At 66.3% G+C, this 18988-nt stretch carries 20 protein-coding genes, 1 other RNA gene and 1 pseudogene; 2 read left to right on the top strand and 20 right to left on the bottom strand.

The window, feature by feature from the left end; genetic code table 11:
* Positions 1 to 2: 2 nt before the first annotated feature.
* Positions 3 to 1172, bottom strand: a complete 1170-nt coding sequence (gene carA / locus ABRZ00_RS02790; protein WP_368641218.1) for a glutamine-hydrolyzing carbamoyl-phosphate synthase small subunit — start codon at positions 1170 to 1172, stop codon at positions 3 to 5.
* A gap of 263 nt (positions 1173 to 1435) precedes the next feature.
* On the opposite strand from carA, the gene tal reads away from it, so the two are divergent.
* Positions 1436 to 2392: a transaldolase gene (gene tal, locus ABRZ00_RS02795; protein WP_368641217.1), complete on the top strand. Its 957-nt coding sequence runs from the start codon at positions 1436 to 1438 to the stop codon at positions 2390 to 2392.
* A 49-nt stretch (positions 2393 to 2441) separates the two neighbouring features.
* Here the strand turns inward: tal and ABRZ00_RS02800 are convergent, their stop codons facing one another.
* From ABRZ00_RS02800 to ABRZ00_RS02875, 16 genes and pseudogenes are all read right to left on the bottom strand, one after another.
* Positions 2442 to 3236, bottom strand: coding sequence for an ABC transporter permease (locus tag ABRZ00_RS02800; protein ID WP_368641216.1), 795 nt, complete (start codon positions 3234 to 3236; stop codon positions 2442 to 2444).
* A gap of 72 nt (positions 3237 to 3308) precedes the next feature.
* Positions 3309 to 4148: an ABC transporter ATP-binding protein gene (locus tag ABRZ00_RS02805; protein ID WP_368641215.1), complete on the bottom strand. Its 840-nt coding sequence runs from the start codon at positions 4146 to 4148 to the stop codon at positions 3309 to 3311.
* Positions 4141 to 5193, bottom strand: coding sequence for an ABC transporter substrate-binding protein (locus ABRZ00_RS02810; protein WP_368641214.1), 1053 nt, complete (start codon positions 5191 to 5193; stop codon positions 4141 to 4143). Before ABRZ00_RS02810 ends, ABRZ00_RS02805 begins: the two co-directional genes overlap by 8 nt.
* 144 nt (positions 5194 to 5337) lie before the next feature.
* Positions 5338 to 5946: a recombination mediator RecR gene (gene recR, locus ABRZ00_RS02815; RefSeq protein ID WP_368641213.1), complete on the bottom strand. Its 609-nt coding sequence runs from the start codon at positions 5944 to 5946 to the stop codon at positions 5338 to 5340.
* Between the two features lies 1 nt (position 5947).
* Positions 5948 to 6274, bottom strand: coding sequence for a YbaB/EbfC family nucleoid-associated protein (locus tag ABRZ00_RS02820; protein ID WP_368641212.1), 327 nt, complete (start codon positions 6272 to 6274; stop codon positions 5948 to 5950).
* Positions 6275 to 6314: 40 nt separating this feature from the next.
* Positions 6315 to 8282 carry a DNA polymerase III subunit gamma/tau gene (gene dnaX / locus ABRZ00_RS02825; RefSeq protein ID WP_368644416.1) on the bottom strand — a complete coding sequence of 656 codons (1968 nt, stop codon included), beginning with the start codon at positions 8280 to 8282 and terminating at the stop codon, positions 6315 to 6317.
* 24 nt (positions 8283 to 8306) lie between these two features.
* An RNA gene (gene ffs / locus ABRZ00_RS02830) (signal recognition particle sRNA small type) lies at positions 8307 to 8404 on the bottom strand.
* A gap of 97 nt (positions 8405 to 8501) precedes the next feature.
* Positions 8502 to 8987, bottom strand: coding sequence for a copper chaperone PCu(A)C (locus ABRZ00_RS02835; protein WP_368644636.1), 486 nt, complete (start codon positions 8985 to 8987; stop codon positions 8502 to 8504).
* Positions 8973 to 9407, bottom strand: a pseudogene (locus tag ABRZ00_RS02840) (copper chaperone PCu(A)C); the annotation flags it as partial. The gene ABRZ00_RS02835 and the pseudogene ABRZ00_RS02840, both read right to left, overlap by 15 nt.
* 84 nt (positions 9408 to 9491) lie before the next feature.
* Complete coding sequence (locus tag ABRZ00_RS02845) at positions 9492 to 10100, bottom strand: SCO family protein (protein ID WP_368641210.1); 609 nt, start codon at positions 10098 to 10100, stop codon at positions 9492 to 9494.
* A gap of 118 nt (positions 10101 to 10218) precedes the next feature.
* The gene (locus tag ABRZ00_RS02850) at positions 10219 to 10641 is read right to left on the bottom strand and encodes a DUF2946 domain-containing protein (RefSeq protein ID WP_343837339.1); all 423 of its coding nucleotides are present in this window, start codon (positions 10639 to 10641) and stop codon (positions 10219 to 10221) included.
* 98 nt (positions 10642 to 10739) lie between these two features.
* Complete coding sequence (yfcF, locus tag ABRZ00_RS02855) at positions 10740 to 11375, bottom strand: glutathione transferase (RefSeq protein WP_368644417.1); 636 nt, start codon at positions 11373 to 11375, stop codon at positions 10740 to 10742.
* Positions 11376 to 11438: 63 nt separating this feature from the next.
* Positions 11439 to 12419: a glutathione S-transferase family protein gene (locus ABRZ00_RS02860; RefSeq protein WP_368644418.1), complete on the bottom strand. Its 981-nt coding sequence runs from the start codon at positions 12417 to 12419 to the stop codon at positions 11439 to 11441.
* A gap of 79 nt (positions 12420 to 12498) precedes the next feature.
* Positions 12499 to 13068 carry a YceI family protein gene (locus tag ABRZ00_RS02865; RefSeq protein WP_343837346.1) on the bottom strand — a complete coding sequence of 190 codons (570 nt, stop codon included), beginning with the start codon at positions 13066 to 13068 and terminating at the stop codon, positions 12499 to 12501.
* 58 nt (positions 13069 to 13126) lie between these two features.
* Positions 13127 to 13699 carry a YceI family protein gene (locus ABRZ00_RS02870; RefSeq protein ID WP_343837348.1) on the bottom strand — a complete coding sequence of 191 codons (573 nt, stop codon included), beginning with the start codon at positions 13697 to 13699 and terminating at the stop codon, positions 13127 to 13129.
* Between the two features lie 43 nt (positions 13700 to 13742).
* Complete coding sequence (locus ABRZ00_RS02875; protein WP_368644419.1) at positions 13743 to 14288, bottom strand: cytochrome b; 546 nt, start codon at positions 14286 to 14288, stop codon at positions 13743 to 13745.
* 211 nt (positions 14289 to 14499) lie between these two features.
* On the opposite strand from ABRZ00_RS02875, the gene ABRZ00_RS02880 reads away from it, so the two are divergent.
* A complete protein-coding gene (locus ABRZ00_RS02880; protein ID WP_368644420.1) occupies positions 14500 to 15432 on the top strand; it encodes a LysR family transcriptional regulator in 933 nt (310 codons plus the stop codon).
* A 31-nt stretch (positions 15433 to 15463) separates the two neighbouring features.
* Here the strand turns inward: ABRZ00_RS02880 and ABRZ00_RS02885 are convergent, their stop codons facing one another.
* Genes ABRZ00_RS02885 through araD form a run of 3 tightly spaced genes read right to left on the bottom strand, consistent with a single transcriptional unit; the run spans position 15464 to position 18977 of the window.
* A complete protein-coding gene (locus tag ABRZ00_RS02885; RefSeq protein ID WP_368644637.1) occupies positions 15464 to 16315 on the bottom strand; it encodes an SMP-30/gluconolactonase/LRE family protein in 852 nt (283 codons plus the stop codon).
* Positions 16315 to 17235 (bottom strand): Gfo/Idh/MocA family protein, encoded by a 921-nt coding sequence (locus ABRZ00_RS02890; RefSeq protein ID WP_368644421.1) that lies wholly within the window; start codon positions 17233 to 17235, stop codon positions 16315 to 16317. Before ABRZ00_RS02890 ends, ABRZ00_RS02885 begins: the two co-directional genes overlap by 1 nt.
* Positions 17235 to 18977: an L-arabinonate dehydratase gene (gene araD / locus ABRZ00_RS02895; protein WP_368644422.1), complete on the bottom strand. Its 1743-nt coding sequence runs from the start codon at positions 18975 to 18977 to the stop codon at positions 17235 to 17237. The genes ABRZ00_RS02890 and araD overlap by 1 nt, the downstream gene beginning before the upstream one ends.
* Positions 18978 to 18988: the final 11 nt, after the last annotated feature.

Raw genomic sequence — 18988 nt, forward strand, 5'->3', positions numbered from 1 at the left:
TTTTATTTGGACGACCGGGCTTTGTGCTGCGCCATCAGGTCGATGAATTTGTCGAACAGCACCAGAATGTCGTGCGGACCCGGACTGGCCTCGGGATGGCCCTGGAAGCAGAACGCCGGACGGTCGGTGAGCTCGAAGCCCTGCAGGGTGCCGTCGAACAATGACACGTGCGTGACGCGGGCATTGGCCGGGAGGCTGTTGCCATCCACGGTGAAGCCGTGGTTCTGGCTGGTGATGAAAACCCGGCCGGTGTCCAGATCCTGGACCGGGTGGTTGGCGCCGTGGTGGCCGGTTTTCATTTTCACCGTGCGCCCGCCCAGCGTCAGGCCCAGAACCTGCTGGCCCAGGCAGATGCCGAACAAGGGGATGCCGCGATCCAGCACGGCGCGGCAGGTTTCGGCGGCGTAATCGCAGGCCGCCGGATCGCCGGGGCCGTTGGACAGGAAGATCCCGTCGGGCGACTGGGCCAGAACGTCGGCCACGGGCGTGAGGGCCGGCACCAGGGTGATGCGGCAGCCGCGGTCGGCCAGCAGGCGCAGGATATTGGACTTGATGCCGTAGTCGTAGGCGACCACATGATATTGCGCCTCGTCCTGGCGGCTGTAGCCGCGCCCCAGGCGCCAGGTGCCTTGCACCCAGGAGCCCGCCTGCCTGGTGGTGACTTTCAGGGCCAGATCCTGGCCTTCCATGCCGCCGAAGCCGCGCGCCAGCTCGACGGCGCGGTCGGCGTCCTCGCCCACCAGAATGCAGGCCCCCTGGGCTCCGCGCTCACGCAGAATGCGGGTCAGCTTGCGGGTATCGACGCCCGAAATCGCCACGATGCCCTGGGACTTCAGGTAGTCGGGCAGCGACTGGGTGGCGCGGAAGTTGGACAGCAATGCCGGGCAGTCGCGCACCACCAGGCCGGCGGCATGCACCTGGCCGGACTCGACGTCCTCGGGGTTGACCCCGGTATTGCCGATGTGGGGATACGTGAGGGTGACGATCTGGCCGCTGTAGCTGGGATCGGTGAGGATCTCCTGGTAGCCGGTCATGGCCGTGTTGAAGACGATTTCGGCCACGCTGGTCCCGTCGGCGCCGATCGAGACGCCTCTGAATACGGTACCGTCAGCCAAGGCGAGAATTGCTGGAGCGAGCCCTGCGGACCCCTCGGGAAAGATTGACGGCAGCAAAATGGAACCCCGGTGATAAGAATCCCGAACCAGCCGCCGCACCGCATGCCGATCGCACACCCGGGCAGCCGGCCCGCAGGATTCTAAAAGTCGATATTCAAACCTTCCCATTATACAACCGGATGAGGGTTACTCCCCATGCGTATCCATCGACAAAGCCCTGCGCCCGAGGGCCGCCGCCCTTCGCCGCCCTGCCCGCCCCGTGCCGGAAAATGGTCTACAGTAGGGTTTTTGCAACCCTGATTCACTGGACCATCGCCCTCATGAGCAATCAACTGGACGCCTTGCGCGCGCTGACGACCGTCGTGGCCGACACGGGGGATTTCGAAACCATGCGGGCCTACCGGCCGACCGACGCCACGACCAACCCCTCGTTGATCCTCAAGGCCGTGAGCCAGGCAGCCTACCGCCCCTTGCTGGACCGGGTGCTGCGCGACCACCCCGGCGCCCCGCTGGCCGAGCAGGCCGACCGGCTGCTGGTGGCCTTCGGCCGGGAAATTCTCTCCATCGTGCCCGGCCGCGTCTCCACCGAGGTCGATGCCCGCCTGTCATTCGACACACAGGCCAGCATCGAGCGCGCCCGGCAGATCATCGCCTTGTACGAGGCTGAAGGCATTGCGCGCGAACGCGTGCTGATCAAGCTGGCCTCCACCTGGGAAGGCATCCAGGCCGCCCGCACGCTGCAGGCCGAAGGTATCCAGTGCAATCTGACGCTGCTGTTCTCCCTGACCCAGGCCATCGCCTGCGCCCAGGCCAAGGCGACGCTGATCTCGCCTTTCGTGGGCCGCATCTACGATTGGTACAAGAAAGCCGCGGGGGCCGAGTGGGATGAAGCCGCAAACGCCGGCGGCCGGGATCCGGGCGTGCAATCCGTGGCGCGCATCTACCGCTACTTCAAGACCTACGACATCCCCACCCAGGTGATGGGGGCCAGTTTCCGCAATATCGGCCAGATCCGCGCGTTGGCCGGTTGCGACCTGCTGACGATCAGCCCCGCTCTGCTGGGCGAGCTGGCGGCCTCGAACGAACCCCTGGAGGCCCGCTTGACGGTGGCCGCCGCGAAGGCGGACGCCCCGGAATGGATCGCCAGCAACGAGGTCGTCTTCCGCACGAACCTCAACGAAGACGCCATGGCGACGGAAAAACTGGCCGAAGGCATCCGCATCTTCACGGCCGACGCGATCAAGCTGGACACGCTCCTGGAAACGGCGCGGGCCTGAGCCGGCACCCGCAACCCCGCCACGCCGGACGCGCGCGCCCGGCGGCCCTTCAGGTCTTGGCGGCCTGGGCTTGCCCCCCTGCGGGCTGCCAGACCAGCAGGCGGCGTTCCACCAGGGATACCAACCCGTCCAGCAGCAGGGCGAAGATCGTCAGCACGACGATGCCGGCGAACACGGTATTCACGTCCAGGGTGCCCTCGGCCTGCAGGATCAGGTAGCCGACCCCGGCAGCCGAGCCCAGGTATTCGCCCACCACCGCACCGACGAAGGCCAGCCCCACGGAGGTGTGCAGGCTGGAAAACACCCAACTGGTGGCCGAGGGGATGTACACATGGCGCAACAACTGGCGACGGGAGGCGCCCAGCATGCGGGCGTTGTCGAGCAGGGTCGGGCTGACCTCGCGCACGCCGCGGTAGACGTTGAAGAAAACGATGAAGAACACCAGCGTCACGGCCAGCGCCACCTTGGACCAGATGCCCAGGCCGAACCACATGCCGAAGATCGGCGCCAGGATGACGCGGGGCATGGAGTTGGCCGCCGTGATGTAGGGCTCGAGCAGCGCGCTGGCGCTGCGCGACAGCCCCAGCCACAGGCCGAAGCCCAGGCCGCCGATGGTGCCGATGACGAAGGCCAGCATCGTCTCCGACAGCGTGATCCACAGGTGACGGTAGATGTTGGCGTCGGTCACGAACCAGGCCCAGACGACCTGGGCCACTTCCAGCGGCCGGCCGAAAAAGAACGCGACATTGCGGTTCAGCGAAGCCCAGTGCCAGACCAGCAGGAGAGCGGCCAGCAGCCCCAACTGCAGCACGCGGAGCACGGGTTTGGACAGATCGGATTTCATCGTTGCGAACGCTCCGGAAGAAGACGCGGATCGGAAAACGAAGGCGCCGGCGCATGAGGCATGGCGGTGGGCTCAGGCGCGCCGCTGCCGTTCATAGCCTTTCAAGACTTCGTCGCGCAGCACCGCCCAGATGGCCTGGTGCAATTCGACGAAACGGGGCTGCACGCGGACCTCCGCCACGTCTCTCGGGCGCGGAATGTCGATGACGAATTCCCCGATCGGCCGGGTTTCGGGGCCGGCCGACAGCACCACGACGCGATCGCTCATGGCGATGGCCTCGTCCAGATCGTGAGTGATGAACAGCACCGCCTTGCGCCGGTCCATCCACAGATCCAGGACTTCGTTCTCCATCAACTGGCGGGTCTGGACGTCGAGCGCCGAGAAAGGCTCATCCATCAAGATGAGATCGGGATCGCGGATCAGGGTCTGGGCCAGCATGACGCGCTTGCGCATGCCGCCCGACATCTGGTGCGGGTAGCGGTTCTCGAAACCGCCGAGCCCGACCCGGCGCAGCCATTCGCGGCTGCGTTCGGCGGTTTCGGCGGCGGGCACCCCGGCGAATTCCAGCCCGGCGGAGACGTTGGCCTGGGCATTGCGCCAGGGCATCAGCGCTTCACCCTGAAACATATAGCCGGCGCGCGCATTGACGCCTTGCAGCGCCTCGCCGAACACCCGGACTTGCCCGGACGTGGGGCGCAGCAACCCCGCCGCCATGTTCAGCAAAGTGGATTTGCCGCAACCCGTGGGCCCCACGACCGAGACGAACTCGCCCGGCGCCACGGCCAGGGAAGCCTCGCGCATGGCTGTGTACGGCGAACCGTCGGGCGACGTGAAGGTGCAGGTGACCTGATCGAGCAGCAGGGCGGGACGGACCGCCCCGCCCCCGGGCGGACTTGCAGGCTGCTCAGGCATGGGGATATTTCTGATTGGCCTTGGCGGCAAACTGGTTGGTCCAGATGCGGGAGACGTCGATCGCCGTGCGATCGAAATGAGGCACAAAGCCAGCCAGTGCGTTGAGCGCCGTCTGCGGGCCGTCTTCCGGCACCAGGCCATCGGGCGACAACGCCTCGCGGTTGCCCTGGAGCGCCAATTTGTAGAGTTCGGGATCGCCCAGCAGGTAGGATTCCGGCACCAGCTTGGCGATGTCGTCGGCCGATGCGGCCTGGATCCATTTGTCAGCCCGCACGATGGCGTTGGCCAGCGCCTGGGTGGTATACGGGTTGGCATCGATGAAGGCCTGTGCGGTATACAGGCAGCCCGCCGGCATGTTGCCGCCGAAGATCTTCTGCGCATCGGCCAGGGTGCGGGTGTCGGCGATGACGCGGATGGCGTCTTCCTTGACCAGCGTGCTGATGACGGGATCCAGATTGGCGATGGCGTCGATCTGCCCCGAGCGCAGGGCCGTGATCGCCCCGGCGCCCGCGCCCACGCCGATGAAGGACACGTCGGCGGGCTTGAGCCCGTGCTGCGCCAGGAAGAAACTGGCCATCATGTTGGTCGAAGACCCCGGCGCCGTGACGCCGATCTTCTTGCCCTTCAGGTCGGCGGGCGATTGGTAGCCCGCCAGGGTTTTTTTCGAGACGCCCAGCACGATCATGGGCGCCCGGCCCTGCAGGGCGAAGCAGCGGTAGAACTGGCCCTTGGCCTGCAGATTGATGGTGTGCTCGAAGGCACCGGAGACGACGTCGGCGCTGCCGCCCACCACGGCTTGCAGCGCCTTGGACCCGCCCGCGAAATCGGCAATCGTGACGTCCAGGCCCTCGTCCTTGAAGTAGCGCTTCTGGTGCGCCACCGACAGCGGCAGGTAATAGATCAGCGCCTGGCCCCCGACGGCGATGGTCACGGCCTGTTTTTCGGGCGCGGCGGCGGCCGCTTGCGCGAAGGACAGGCCGGGCGCGGCGCCCAGCAATCCCGCAGCGCCGGCGGTCTTGAGCAATTCACGACGTGAAATCGACATGATGGCGGATCTCCCTGGTGGTCATGCTGCGTTTGAAGTTTCGATCATAGCGCAGTGATGCCGCCCGGCCTACGGGAGTGCAACCGCCATGGCGCGCGCCGTGATGCGGCGCTCAGTTCGGTCGTCGCCCAGTTGGGCCGGCGCTCAGTTGAGCCGGCGCTCGAGCAGCGCCCAGGCGATCGTGCCGGCGTCCACGTATTCCAGCTCGCTGCCGCTGGGCACGCCCCGGGCCAGCCGGGTGACCTTGACGCCGCATTCGCGCAGCATCTCGGCCAGGTAATAGGCCGTGGTCTCGCCTTCGGCGGTGAAATTGGTGGCCAGGATGACCTCGCGGACCCGCCCATCCCGGACCCGGTCGCGCAGGGGCGCAAAGCGGACCTGGTCGGGGCCGACGCCCTCCAGCGGCGCCAGCCGGCCCATCAGCACATAGTACAGGCCTGAATAGCCGTGGCTGGCCTCGATCATGTTCTGATCGGCCGGCGTCTCGACCACGCACAGCACGGACGGATCCCGGTCCGGGTTTTCACAGGTGGCGCACACCGGAGTCTGGGAAAAGGAATTGCAGCGCTCGCAATGGCACAGCCCGCTCACCGCCTCACGCAGCGCATCGCCCAGGCGCAAAGCGCCATCCGGATCATGCTGCAGCAGGTGATAGGCCATGCGCCGGGCCGTGCGCACCCCCACCCCGGGCAACTGTCTCAAGGCATCGATCAGGGCGCGCAGGGGTTCCGGTTCGGGCAGACCGGCGGCCATCTCAGAACGGCAGCTTCATGCCCGGCGGCAGGGACAGGCCAGCCGTCGCGGCGGACATTTTTTCCTGGGCGGTGGCTTCGGCCTTGCGCTGGGCGTCGTTGAAGGCCGCCGCGACCAGATCCTCGATCATGTCGCGGTCGTCGTCGAACAGCGAAGGATCGATGGCCACGCGCTTGACGTCGTACTTGCAGCTCATGGTCACCTTGACCAGGCCGCCGCCCGCAGCGCCCTCGACCATCAGGTCGGCCAGGGCGTCCTGGGCCTTTTTCATGTTTTCCTGCATCTGCTGGGCCTGGCGCATCAGCCCGGCGATCTGACCTTTCATCATGGCAGTGTCCTGGTTCGAAGGGTTCAAGCAAAGAGTGCGACTATACCGCAGGCGGCGCGGCGGACGGGCGGATCGAACCCGGCACGACGCGGGCGGCGAAGCGCCGCGTCAGCGTGCGGACGAGTTCGTCCTGCTCGACCGCCTGCTCGGCGGCCTGCTGGCGCTGGGCGCGTTCGGCCTGATCGACGGCATGGGCGGTATCGTCGCCCGTGACGCCGTATTCGACGTCCAGGCGCAAAGCCCGGCCGAAATATTCGGACAGGATCGTCCGCAAACGATCATGGCCGCCGCCGTCCGCATACGTGTGGATGGCGACCCGCAACCTGATCCGGTGATCGTCGCCGGAGAGCCATTCGCTGTTCAGCGCCAGCGCCTGCGCGGCGCCTCCGACCGGCAGGGCCGCAGCCACCGCCGGCCAGTCCTGCGCCGTCATCCGGCTCGGATCGGGTGTTTCGGGCCGGGAGGCGGAAGGCTCTGCGGGCAGGCCGGCAATGGCTCCGGACGCGGCAGGATCCAGCCCCAGGTCGCCCAGCGAGGCGGCGGCGTCGAAAGGCTCGGTCAGATCGTCGGGCACCGCATCGGTCCAGTCGTCCGAAGCGGACGCGGCCTCGTCGGGCGGCGCCGGCGGGGCGGGATCGGGATCGGGGATCGGATCGCGGTCGGGCGCGGGATCCGGATCGGGGGCGGGAACCGGCGGCCGGGGAGAAACCGCCGAAACCGCCTCGGGAACCGCCGGTTCGCCGGCGGCATGGACGGGCCCGGGCACAGCCGGCGCGGCGGCCGCCGGGGGTTCGGGCACGGACTCCCAGGCAGGCGGCTCGGCTTTGAGGGCGGCATCGGACGCAGTCTCGGGGGCCGCCTGGACCGATTCCGCCGGCGCCGCCTGGAGCGCCGGCGGCGGCGCCATCGACACGGGCGGCACGCGGCCTTCCGGCAACAGGGCCAGCATGCGCAGGCAGGCCATGACGAAGCCCGCCTGCTCGTCGGGCGCCAGGGCGAGTTCCTGGCGGCTGTGGACGGCCACGGCATAGAACAACTGCACGTCGTCCGGCGTCAAGGCGCCGGCCAGTTCGGTGACGGCTTGCGCCAGGGGATCGTCGGCCTGGGCATGGCCCAGGCGCTGGGCGATGGCCACCCGCGACAGCAGTACGGCCAAGTCGCCCAGGGCCGCCTGGAACGACAGGCCGCGTGCGGCCAGGTCGTCGGCCACGGCCAGAATGGCGGGCGCATCGGCCGCCGCGAGGGCGCGCAACAGGCTCAGTAAATGGTGCTGGTCCAGCGTGCCGAGCATCTCGCCCACGGCGGCGGCCGTCAGGTCGCCCGCCGAAAAGGAAATGGCCTGGTCCGTCAGGGACAGCGCGTCGCGCATCGAGCCGGCCGCCGCCTGGGCGATCAGGCGCAAGCCGCGAGGATCCGCGGGGACGGATTCCCGGGCCAGGATGTCCTGGAGGTGATCGACGATGGCGGGCACCGTCATCTGCTTCAGGTTGAACTGCAGGCAGCGCGACAGCACCGTCACCGGGATTTTCTGCGGATCGGTGGTCGCGAGGATGAACTTGACGTGCTCGGGCGGCTCTTCGAGCGTCTTGAGCATGGCGTTGAAGGCGTGCCCGGTCAGCATGTGGACTTCGTCGATCATGTAGACCTTGAAGCGGCCGGACGACGGTGCGTAGACGGCCTGCTCCAGCAACTGGGTCATTTCGTCGACGCCCCGGTTGGAAGCGGCGTCGAGCTCGATGTAATCCACGTAGCGGCCCGCGTCGATTTCCGTGCAGGCCTGGCACTGGCCGCAGGGCGTGGCGGAGACGCCCTGGATGCAATTCAGGGACTTGGCGAGGATGCGCGACAGCGTGGTCTTGCCTACGCCGCGCGTGCCGGTGAACAGCCAGGCATGATGCAGCCGGCCGGACGACAACGCGTGGGTCAGGGCACGTACCACGTGATCCTGGCCAATCAGCGTATCGAATGAACGGGGGCGCCACTTGCGCGCCAAGACGAGATAGCTCATAGGCCGCCCTGGAGGGGGAAAAGGAAAGGCGAGCCTGACTTCGGCACTGGTTCCGCGCGGCTGTGGCTGCTTCGTTCCCGACCTGACCAGGTTCACCGCCGAACCATGCGAAGGGGCCCGCCTCTGGAATTCTAACAGGCTTTCAAGCGGCCATCAGATCCCCCCGGCGGGCCGGCCCGTGAGCGCCGCACCGGTTTCACGCGGCGCGGCGCCCGCCGGTCATTTCAGACTGGCCGCGGGCCGGATCTCGCAGCTTTCCGTCAGCGCACGCCCTCCCTCGAACCAGAACGTCAGGGGCACGGCGTCGCCCACGCGCAGTTCCGAGGCAGGCTGCTCCAGCATGACGTGATGTCCCCCCGGAGCAAATTCAAAACGCTCTCCCGGCGGCACCACGATCTGATCCGCGTGGACCATGGTCGCCATCCCATCGACCGTCTGATTCGCATGCAGCATCACTTTGCCGAAGCGCGCGGATTGCGCGCCCACCAGCACAGCATTCCGGGCGCCCCAATTGTCGATCCTGAAATAAGCGGCCGACGGCAAGCGATTGGGCAGCGCGCGTATCCAGCAACCGGTGACCGAAACGCCCTCGGGGGCTGCGGCCGTCGAGGCATCGCCGGTATGCCCGGAGGCGTGTGGATGGTCATGCGCATGTGCATGACCGTGTTCGCCGGGCTTCGCGCCGCCGCCCGCCAGCGGGCGCACGGGCGCCTCGACTTCGACCGTTTCTTGCTTGCCGTCGGGGCTTTCGAAAGTCAGCGTCAAGGGCACATGACCGCCCTCGCGAACGGGCGACAACAGATCGATCAGCATGATGTGATACCCGCCCGGCGCCAGCTCGACCGCCTGCCCGGCAGGCAGCGCCAGCCTCGGGATCTGGCGCATCTTCATGACATCGCCCTCCAGGATCATGGCGTGGATTTCAACGTGCCGGGCAACCGGCGAGGCCGCCTGGACCAGCGCACGGTCCGTGCCGGAGGAAAGACGCATGAACGCGCCGGTGGCCCGCTGCTGTTCGACTGCGGCACGCACCCAGGGTTCGTGGACCACGACCTGCGCCTGGGCGGCGGAAACGACGAACAGGAAGCACGCCTGGGCCGCAGCCAGGACGAGCGGTTTGGACATGAAAAACATAATGATCTCCTGGGCGACAAGCCCATCCAGAAAAAGCGCGCCCGGCCCCGGGATGCCGCAGCCGGGCCGGTTCGTTCAACGCCGCTGCAACAGTTGGCGGATATCCGCCACGCATTCTTCGGGCGTCTGCGCATGACGCAGGCCCAGGCGCAGATGGCCGGCCTCGTCATAGACATAAGTGATCGTGGAATGGTCCATGGTGTAGGACGATCCGGTCGGGACCTTGGCGTAGAACACCTTGAAATCACGCGCCGTGCGCGCCGTCTGGTCGCGATCCCCGTACAGCCCGATGAAACCCGGGTCGAAAGCGGCGAGATAGGCCCGCAACAGCTCCGGCGTATCGCGCTCCGGATCAATCGTGATGAACAGGACCTGAAGGCGGTCGCCGTCTTCGCCCAGCATCTTCTTGATCTCCACCGCACGGAACAAGGCGGTCGGGCACACGTCCGGACACTGCGTGAAGCCGAAGAAGATCAGGACCACCTTGCCCTTGAAATCGGACAGGCGGTGCGGCTTGCCGTCACTGCCGTTCAATACGAAATCGGCGCCTATCCCGGCATCCGTCATGTCCACGCCGTAAGGTTCGTCCAGCGCCTCCAGGTCGCGGGACGAGCAGCCATAGGAAACGGCGCTGGCGGCCAGCGCCCATGAAAGAAAATGCCGACGGTTCATCGGAAGCGTCATGAAAGACCCCCATCACTTCGTTGCACGATCACGTGGGACGGCATCGCCCTGCCTGGCGATGCCGGCACTGGAATCGCCGGCTGGCGATCGGTGCGCACACACGATCGCCAGCCGGCCCTCAGGCAAAAAACGAGGGAGGCGCGCGAGATCCGAGAGGGGGCCCCAGGGCGGGCAGCGGCGGCCGGGCCTGGTTGCGGGACGCCGGGACGGCGGGACGATGGACGATGTCGCCCATCAGGGCCAGGGCGGGCTGGCCGGGCAGGACCGCTTGCGACATGACGATGCCGAACGGGCAGTCCTGGCCGAAGTGATCGCCGGAAGACGAATCGGGCGGGCCGCCCCAGTCCAGCCACAGCGCGTCCGGGCCGCCGGCAGCGGCACAGAGGGTCAAAAGGGCGCGCCCCTCCTGCGCACCGGATACATCCGGCATATAGCCCGCGGGAACGACCGCCCGGGCCAGGAACGACGCCACGGTCAGGCACAGCAAAGCGTGCCGGACGATCGTGTGCCTGAGCCAGAAGAGCCGTCGGAAGGCGGACATGGGGCGGAGTATATATCGCACACGCCCCGGGACGAAATCCGGCCTGCCCGGCCCTGCCTTCCCCCAGGCTGCGGACGGACGGGCTTGCGGAAATACCGTCAGGCGATGCCCGGGCGCGGCAACGCGACCCAACGCTGGGCCGAAGGCCGGTACCATTGCCGATCCGCATAGTCCGCCAGCCGCCGGGGTACGGCATCGCCGCACAGCACCAGCCTGTTGAGCATGAACGCCAGGTCCATATCGGCAATGCTCCAGGCGTCGAACAACTCGCCCGCGCCTTCCGGCAGCAAGCAATCGGCCACCGCGAACAAGCGGTCGGCCGCCTGCCGGGCGGCGGCCGACAGCGGCGCGAGCGGCCGCAGGCGGCGAAACAGGTTTTCCGCCGAGCGTTCTTCCCGGATCGGCATCAGGTCGGAACGCAGCCAGGACTGGATCTGGCGCGCCCGCGCGCGCTGCGGCGCGTTCGCCGGATACAGCGCAGTCCCCGGAAACACCTCGTCCACGTATTCCGTGATGGCGGACGATTCGGCCAGCGAAAACGCCCCATGCGTCAGGGAGGGCACCTTGCCCGTCAAGGACAGGGCAAGGTAGCCGGCCTGCCGCTGCGCCCCCTTGTCGAGATCGACCGGCGACAGTTCGAACGACACGCCCTTTTCCTCCAGGGCGACGAAGGCCGACATGGCATACGGGCTGATGAAATTCGCATCGGTGTACAAGGTAAGGGGATTCGACATGCCGTGGCCTCCTGTTGCGGCGGAACCGGCCCGATGCCCATCGACCGGGCCGCTACAGGCATATTAATCCCGCAGTGCGCGGTCGGGCGCGCGCTCCAGGTCGAGCACCGGCCCGAGCGGGACGATGCCGTTGGGATTGATGGTGCCGTGGCTGCGGTAATAGTGCTGCTTGATGTGATCGAAATTCACGGTCGCGGCAATGCCCGGTGTCTGGTAGAGCTCGCGGGTGTAGCTCCAGAGGTTCCGGTAGTCGGCCAGGCGCCACAGATTGCACTTGAAATGGCCGTGATACACGGCATCGAAGCGGATCAGCGTGGTAAACAGCCGCCAATCGGCCTCGGTGAGGCGCTCGCCCAACAGGTAGCGCTGCCGCCCCAGCCGATCTTCGAGCGCATCAAGGCAGGAAAATAGCTGGCTGACTTCCTGCTCATAGACCGCCTGCGACGTCGCGAAGCCGGCCTTGTAGACGCCATTGTTGACGGCGTCGTAGATCTGCACATTGAGCGCGTCGATCTGCGCCAGCAGCCCGGCCGGCGCGTAATCGCCGTCCCGCGCGCCGATACCGTCGAACGCCGAATTGAGCATGCGGATGATTTCCGAGGATTCATTGTTGACGATCATGCCGCGGTGCAGATCCCACAGCACCGGCACGGTCACCCGCCCGCTGTAGCCGGGCTGCGCGCGCAGGTAGACCTGGTACAGGTACTGCGCCTGGCCGACGGGGTCGGCCACCACGCCGGGGCCGGGGTCGAATGTCCAGCCGTGCTCGCCCATGTACGGGTTGACGACCGACACGCCGATCATGTGTTCCAGCCCCTTCAGCGCCCGCAGGATCAGCACGCGATGCGCCCACGGGCAGGCCAGCGACACATAGAGGTGGTAGCGTCCGGCCTCGGCCCGAAAGCCCGCCTCGCCGCTCGGCCCGGCGCTACCGTCCGGCGTGATCCAGTGGCGGAATTGCGCATCGCTGCGCACGAAGCGCCCACCGGTGCCACTGGTGTCATACCACTGGTCGTGCCAATTGCCGTCGATCAGAAGTCCCATGTCCGTTCCTTGTGTGAGCGCGTGGCCGAAGCGTGCGGACGGCGGCCACGCACCGCCCGCCCCGAGCCTGTGCGCGGGGTTACTCGCTCACGGCTTCCAGCGCGATGTCGAGCGTCACCTCGTCGCCCACGCCCGGGGCGAATTTTCCCGCGTTGAAGGCGGTGCGCGAAATCACGGCCGTGGCATTGGCGCCGATGGCGTCTTTCTTCATCATCGGATGCGGGCCGTGGTAGAACGACGTCACGGTCAGCGTCACCGGCTTGGTGATGCCCTTGATCGTCAGGTCGCCCTCGATGCTGACAGGCTTGTCGCCGTCGAAGACCACCTTGGTGGACTTGAACGTGGCCTGCGGAAACTGGGCGGTATCCAGAAAATCGGCGCCCTGGATGTGGCCGTCGAAAACCTCGAACCCGGTGCTCACGGAAGTCATGTCGATCGTCACGTCGACCCGGGCCTCCTTGGCCGCCTTGTCCAGCACCACGGTGCCCGCTGTTTTGTTGAAGCGCAGGATCTGCTTGGACATGCCCATGTGGTCATACGAGAAGCGCGGGAATGTATGCGCGGGGTCCACCGCATACGTCTGTGGCGCGGCCAGCGCCTGCCCGGCAAAAAATACGGCGAAAGCGGCGGCGATGAAGGGTTTTTTCATGATGATTCCTCTATGGTGAATGATGCGGTAAAAGCGGGTTGCCTTGAACAACCGGTGTTCAGGGTTTGGCCACCACGCGGAACGTGATGCCGATGTCGTTGGCGACAATGCCGAAATCCTTCCACGGGCCTTCGCCCACGCCGAAATCGGCGCGCTGGAAAGTAAAGCCGCCTTCAAAGACGCCGGTCTGGCCGTCCTCCTTGAAGGTGAAGGGCGCCGTCACGGTCTTCGTGACGCCCTTGATCGTCAGGCGGCCCGTCGCCTGGTAGCGGCCGCCGCCGAGTGCGTCGACCTGGTCCGACGTGAAGACGGCAAGCGGGTGCGCCGCCGTGGCCAGCCATTCGTCCTTCGACAGCTCCGCATTGGCCTCGTCGTAGCCGGCATCGACGCCGGCCAGCGCCACTTCGATGACGACCTTGGCCGCCTCCGGCCGGGCGGGGTCGAAGCTCAGGACGGGGGCCGCCAGTGCGCCGAAGCGGCCGTCCATCTTCACGTTCATCTGGCTGTATGCAAAGGCGGCGTGACTGGCCTGCGCGTCGAGCGTGGTGTATTCAACGGCGCCGGCGACAGCGGGCATCCCCAGGCTCAGGACTGCGGCCAAGGCGAACGGGCGGAAAAAAGCGGTGTTCATCGGTATGTCCTTTGATGTCTGAAATTCGTGCGCGATCGTGTGCTCAAGCCCTGCCGGCAAACGGCAGCATGCGGGCCATCACCGTATCCTTCTTGATGAAATGATGCTGCAAGGCCGCGCCCACGTGCCCGGCGAAGGCCAGCAGAAGCGTGTAGTTCAGAACGACGTGAACGTTGCCGAACACCTCGCCCAACGCCGCGTTCTTGGCCACCAGATCGGGCAAGGGCAGCACGCCGAACCACACCACGGAAAACCCTTGCGCAGAACTCATGAGCCAGCCGCTGATCGGGATGGAGAGCATCAGCACATACAGCGCCCAGTGCCCGGCATGCGCCGCCAGACGCGCCTTGGGCCCCATCTCCGGCGGCAGATCGGGGGCGGGATGACTCATGCGCCAGGCCAGCCGCACCACGGCCAGCGCCAGCAGCGCGATCCCCGCCCATTTATGCCAGGCATACAGCTTCAGCTTGGCGGGCGAAAGCGGCAGGCCTTCCATGTAGAAGCCCAGCGCGAACGTCCCGATCAGGCCGAGGCCGACCAGCCAATGCAGAAAAATGGCTGTGCGGGTATAGCGCGAGGCTGCGTTCATATTCATCTCCGGGGGGCTGTCCGAATCTGCGCCAGGCCGGGCGGCACACCTTCCGGTCCAGGCGCGCCTTGACGGCTGCGCCTGCCTGGAACACCCCGGCGCTCATCGATGGCATCATTCTAAAAATTCCCGAATGAAGAATAAACACTATAATTATTCATATATAATTCCAATTATAGGAATAATTGAATTCAATCAACCGGAGTGAACGATGGATCGATTGCTGGCCATGCAGGTCTTCGAGCGCGTCGCGCGCGAAGGCGGGTTCGCCGCAGCGGCGCGCGCGCTGGACATCTCTCCGCCCGTCGTCACCCGCCTGGTCGCCGAACTGGAAACCCAGCTTGGCACACGGCTTTTTCAGCGCACCACGCGGCGCGTATCGCTCACCGAGGCCGGCGAAGCCTACTTGGCGCGCGTCCACCAGATTCTGCAGGACGTGGAAGAAGCCGACGCCATCGCCAGCGCGCATACCCACTCGCTGGCCGGCCGCCTGCGCGTGCATACGCAACCGGTGCTGGCCAGCTACGTGATCGCCCCGCTATTGTCGGGATTCCGCCAGCGCCATCCCGGCATCGTGATCGACATCGACGTCGAAACCTACCGCAACCCGCCCATCGAAGACTACGACATCACCCTGATGGGCGTCGATGCGGACTTCGACGCCGGCATCGTCGCCCGCAAAATCTTCGAGTCCGAAGCCATCCTGGTCGCCGCGCCCGCCTATGTGTCCCGCAAGGGCGCACCCAGGCAGCCGGGCGACTTGAGCCGGCACGCATGCCTGCGCCTGAAAAAACCGGGCGAACCTCCGGGCGCCTGGCGCATATGGCGCGATGCGGACCCGAAGCACGTGATCGATGTGGACATCGAGCCGGTGCTGAGCGCCAACCACACCGACACGCTGCTGCGCGCGGCGCTGGACGGCGCCGGCATCACCTCGATCTCGATGGACATCATCGCGCCCTATCTGGCGCGCGGCGACATGGTGCGCGTCCTGAGCCCCTGGGTCACGGGACGCCTGGCCATGTACGCAGCCCTGCCGAGCCGCAAATTCATTCCGCAGCGTTCGCGGGTGTTCCTGGACTATCTGGCGGAGTGGATGCGCGCGCAGCACGCCCAGGCATCCGAGGCGGGTGCGGCCGGATGACTAAGGGCGCTGGGTGGTTTGCCCGGAACGCTCAGAGAATCACTCGAGGTTCCGGCAAGCCCCTGATAGGGGCATTCAGCAGGTACGTCATCCCTTGGACGGGATCGGGGTCGGACAAGCCCTCGCGGGCCGTGGTGAGCAGCAGGCAGCGCAGATCCCGCCTTCCGAAGGCGGGGCAGGACACATGCGCGGCACCCGTCGGGAACGTATGAGTGCGCCGGGCATCCGGGCCGTAGCGCATCACGGCGCCCGCGCCCCAGTGAGCGCACCACAGCCCGCCCGCCGAGTCGACGACGGCGCCATCTGGATTCAGCGCTTCAGCCGTCAGATCAAGAAAGACTTCCTGTCGGCCGATAGGCCAACCATCCGCGTCGAGCGCCTGCCGCCACACGATGTGCCGAGCCGTATCGGAAAAATAGGCATGTTCACCCTCCGGGCTGAAGCAGATGGAATTGGGAATGGTCAGTCCGTTGAATAACTGACGCACCTCACCCTGAAAATAACGGTAGATAGCGCCCGCACCCGGTTGCGCCCGCTTGCCCATGGTGCTGAACCAGAACCCGTGGCGGCGGTCAGCGCGCCCATCGTTCGAACGCAAAGCGGCGTCCGCCGAAGGAAAGGTCCAATGGTTCGTCAACCGCCCGGACGGCAGATCCAGGATGGCCAACCCCGTTTCAGTCGCCAACAACAGGCGTTCTGCATCGAGCCAGCCAGCGGCCGAAGCCATCCGGTCGAAGTGCCAGACACCTGGGAGATGGCCGCTGCGGGACAACAGCTTGCGGCCCAGAATATCGAACCAGAAGAACTGCTGGCGCAACGGATGCCACAAAGCCCCCTCGCCCAGCTCACAGGCGCGCGTATCAAAGATCCGGGGCATAACCATCAAGCGGTCAACTCAAAGGGCTCCACCGTGGTGTGCCGGCCCACCATAAAAGCATCGGCCACCAGCCTCATTGGCGACAGGTCGACTTCGGATTCGCGCCGGCGGACCAGCTCAGCCATCCGGGTGTACAGGACAGGATATTCCCCCATGACCGTGGGCTCGCCCCCGGCGTATTCGCCGTCGATTTCCAGCAGGTTGCCGCCCAGGCGCAATGACACGCTCCCCTCATCGGTGTCCAACGTCATGTCCCAGGTCTGTGTGCCTTCCTGGCGGAAGTCGAAATCCGCCTCAATACCGTGCGTCAGCGATAACCGGGCCGCAATCGGGGCCCGGCGGTTGGCTGGGAAATCCAGTTCGGCCGCCGTCAGATGCACGGGGTCTGGCGCGATTTCCGTCAGGATCGAGAATGCATTGATTCCGGTGTCGAACACCCCCATCCCTCCGGCATCCAGGATCCAATCTTGGCCGGGATGCCATTTGCGCACATCCTCGCGCCAGATGATCCGGCCGCTTCGGATCGTTTTTCCGGTCAGCCAGACCTTGGCGAGCGCCACCGCTGCCGCTGCGCGGGAGTGCCAGGTGGCATACAAGGTCAGCCCCTGGGCCCGAGCCTGCATCGCCAGGTTCTGTACTTCGGACAAGGTGGCCCCGGGAGGTTTTTCCAGCATGACATGGCGGCCGGCTGCCAGAGCCGCCCGGGCCACGAGGAAACGCGGCACGGGCGGCAGGCAGAGCGACACTACCTCGATGTCGGGCCTGGCGAGCAGCATGTCCTCGATCCGGACAAAGGAGGTCTGCCCATCGCTTCGGCCATCGAGGGAAACCGTGGCCGCCAGCGTCCAGTCCGGGCTGGCCTGCAGCGCCGGCACATGCTGGTCGTGGGCAATCTTGCCCATGCCGACAAGCGCAATCTTCATCATCAGTGGCTCTCCTTGGGCACCGGACTGCCCCGGCATCCTTTCAGGAAATCAAGGTCGGCGCCCTGGTCGGCGCCCTGGACATGCTGCTGATGCAGCCAGGCGTAGCCGCTGGCGGCCTGCTCGTGCGCAGGTTGCCACTGCGCCAGCCGCGCGGCCAGTTCCTCGTCGGAGACCTCCAGGTTCAGGCGGCGGCCGGGCACGTCCAGTTCGATCATGTCGCCCTCGCGAACCACGGCCAGCGGGCCGCCGGCCGCAGCTTCCGGAGACACGTGAAGCACGACCGTGCCATAGGCCGTCCCCGACATGCGGGCGTCGGAGATCCGCACCATGTCGGTGATGCCCTTGCGCAGCACCTTGGGCGGCAACCCCATGTTGCCCACTTCGGCCATGCCCGGATAGCCCTTGGGGCCGCAGTTCTTCAAGACCATGATGCAATGCTCGTCGACATCCAGAGATTCATCGTTGATGCGGGCCTTGTAGTCGTCGATGTCCTCGAAGACCACGGCGCGGCCACGATGACGCATCAATTCCGGACTGGCGGCGGACGGCTTGAGCACCGCCCCCCTGGGCGCCAGGTTGCCTCGCAGGACGGCAATGCCGCCTTGCGAGGTCAGTGCCTTGTCCACCGGCCGGATGACGTCGGGATTATGGTTGACCGCGTCCTTGACTTCATCCCAGATGCTGCGGCCCGATACGGTCAGCGCCTCCTTGTGCAGCAAGCCGCCCTCTCCCAGGCTCTTCAGGACCACGGGCAGGCCGCCCGCGTAGAAGAACTCTTCCATCAGGTACTTGCCAGACGGCATGAGATTGACGATCGTGGCGACGTCGCGCCCGCAGCGATCCCAGTCCTCGAGCGTCAGATCGACCTCGATGCGCCCGGCCAGCGCCAGCAGGTGGATGACGGCATTGGTCGAGCCGCCGATGGCGCCATTGGTCCGGATGGCATTTTCGAAGGCCTGTCTGGTGAGGATGTCCGAAGGCTTGAGGTCGTCCTTGACCATCTGCACGATGCGCCGCCCCGTCATCTGCGCCATGACGCGGCGACGGGAATCGACAGCCGGGATGGCGGCATTGCCCGACAGCGCCATGCCCAGCGCCTCGGCCATGCTGGCCATGGTCGAGGCCGTCCCCATGGTGTTGCAGGTTCCCGAAGAACGGCACATCGACTGCTCCGCCTCCAGGAACTCGTTCTGGGTCAACCTGCCGGCGCGCACGGCCTCGGAGAATTTCCACAGGTGGGTGCCCGAGCCGACCCGCTCGCCCTGGAACCAGCCGTTGAGCATCGGTCCGCCAGACACCACGATGGAGGGGATATTGGTCGAGGCCGCCGCCATCAGCAGGCTGGGGGTGGTCTTGTCGCAGCCCACCAGCAGGACCGCACCGTCGATGGGCTGGGCGCGCATGGTCTCTTCGATCGACAGTGCGGCCAGATTGCGGAACATCATGGCCGTGGGCCGGAAGGTGTTCTCAGACGCCGAGAACACCGGCACTTCGACGGGAAACCCGCCGGCCTCCCAGACCCCCGCCTTCACTTTTTCGGCCAGTTCGCGGAGATGGCCGTTGCAAGGCGTCAGATCGGACCAGGTATTGAGTATGCCGATGATCGGACGGCCATCGAACAAGTCCGGCGGATAGCCCTGGTTCTTCATCCAACCGCGGTGATAGATGGCATCGCGTGTATTGCCTCCATACCAGTGCTGGGAGCGCAGCTTCCGGGGCCAAGGTGCGGGCTTGAAAGACATGGGGTGAACCT

Source organism: Castellaniella ginsengisoli (assembly GCF_040955415.1).
In the GTDB taxonomy this organism is placed as follows: Bacteria; Pseudomonadota; Gammaproteobacteria; order Burkholderiales; family Burkholderiaceae_B; genus Castellaniella; species Castellaniella ginsengisoli.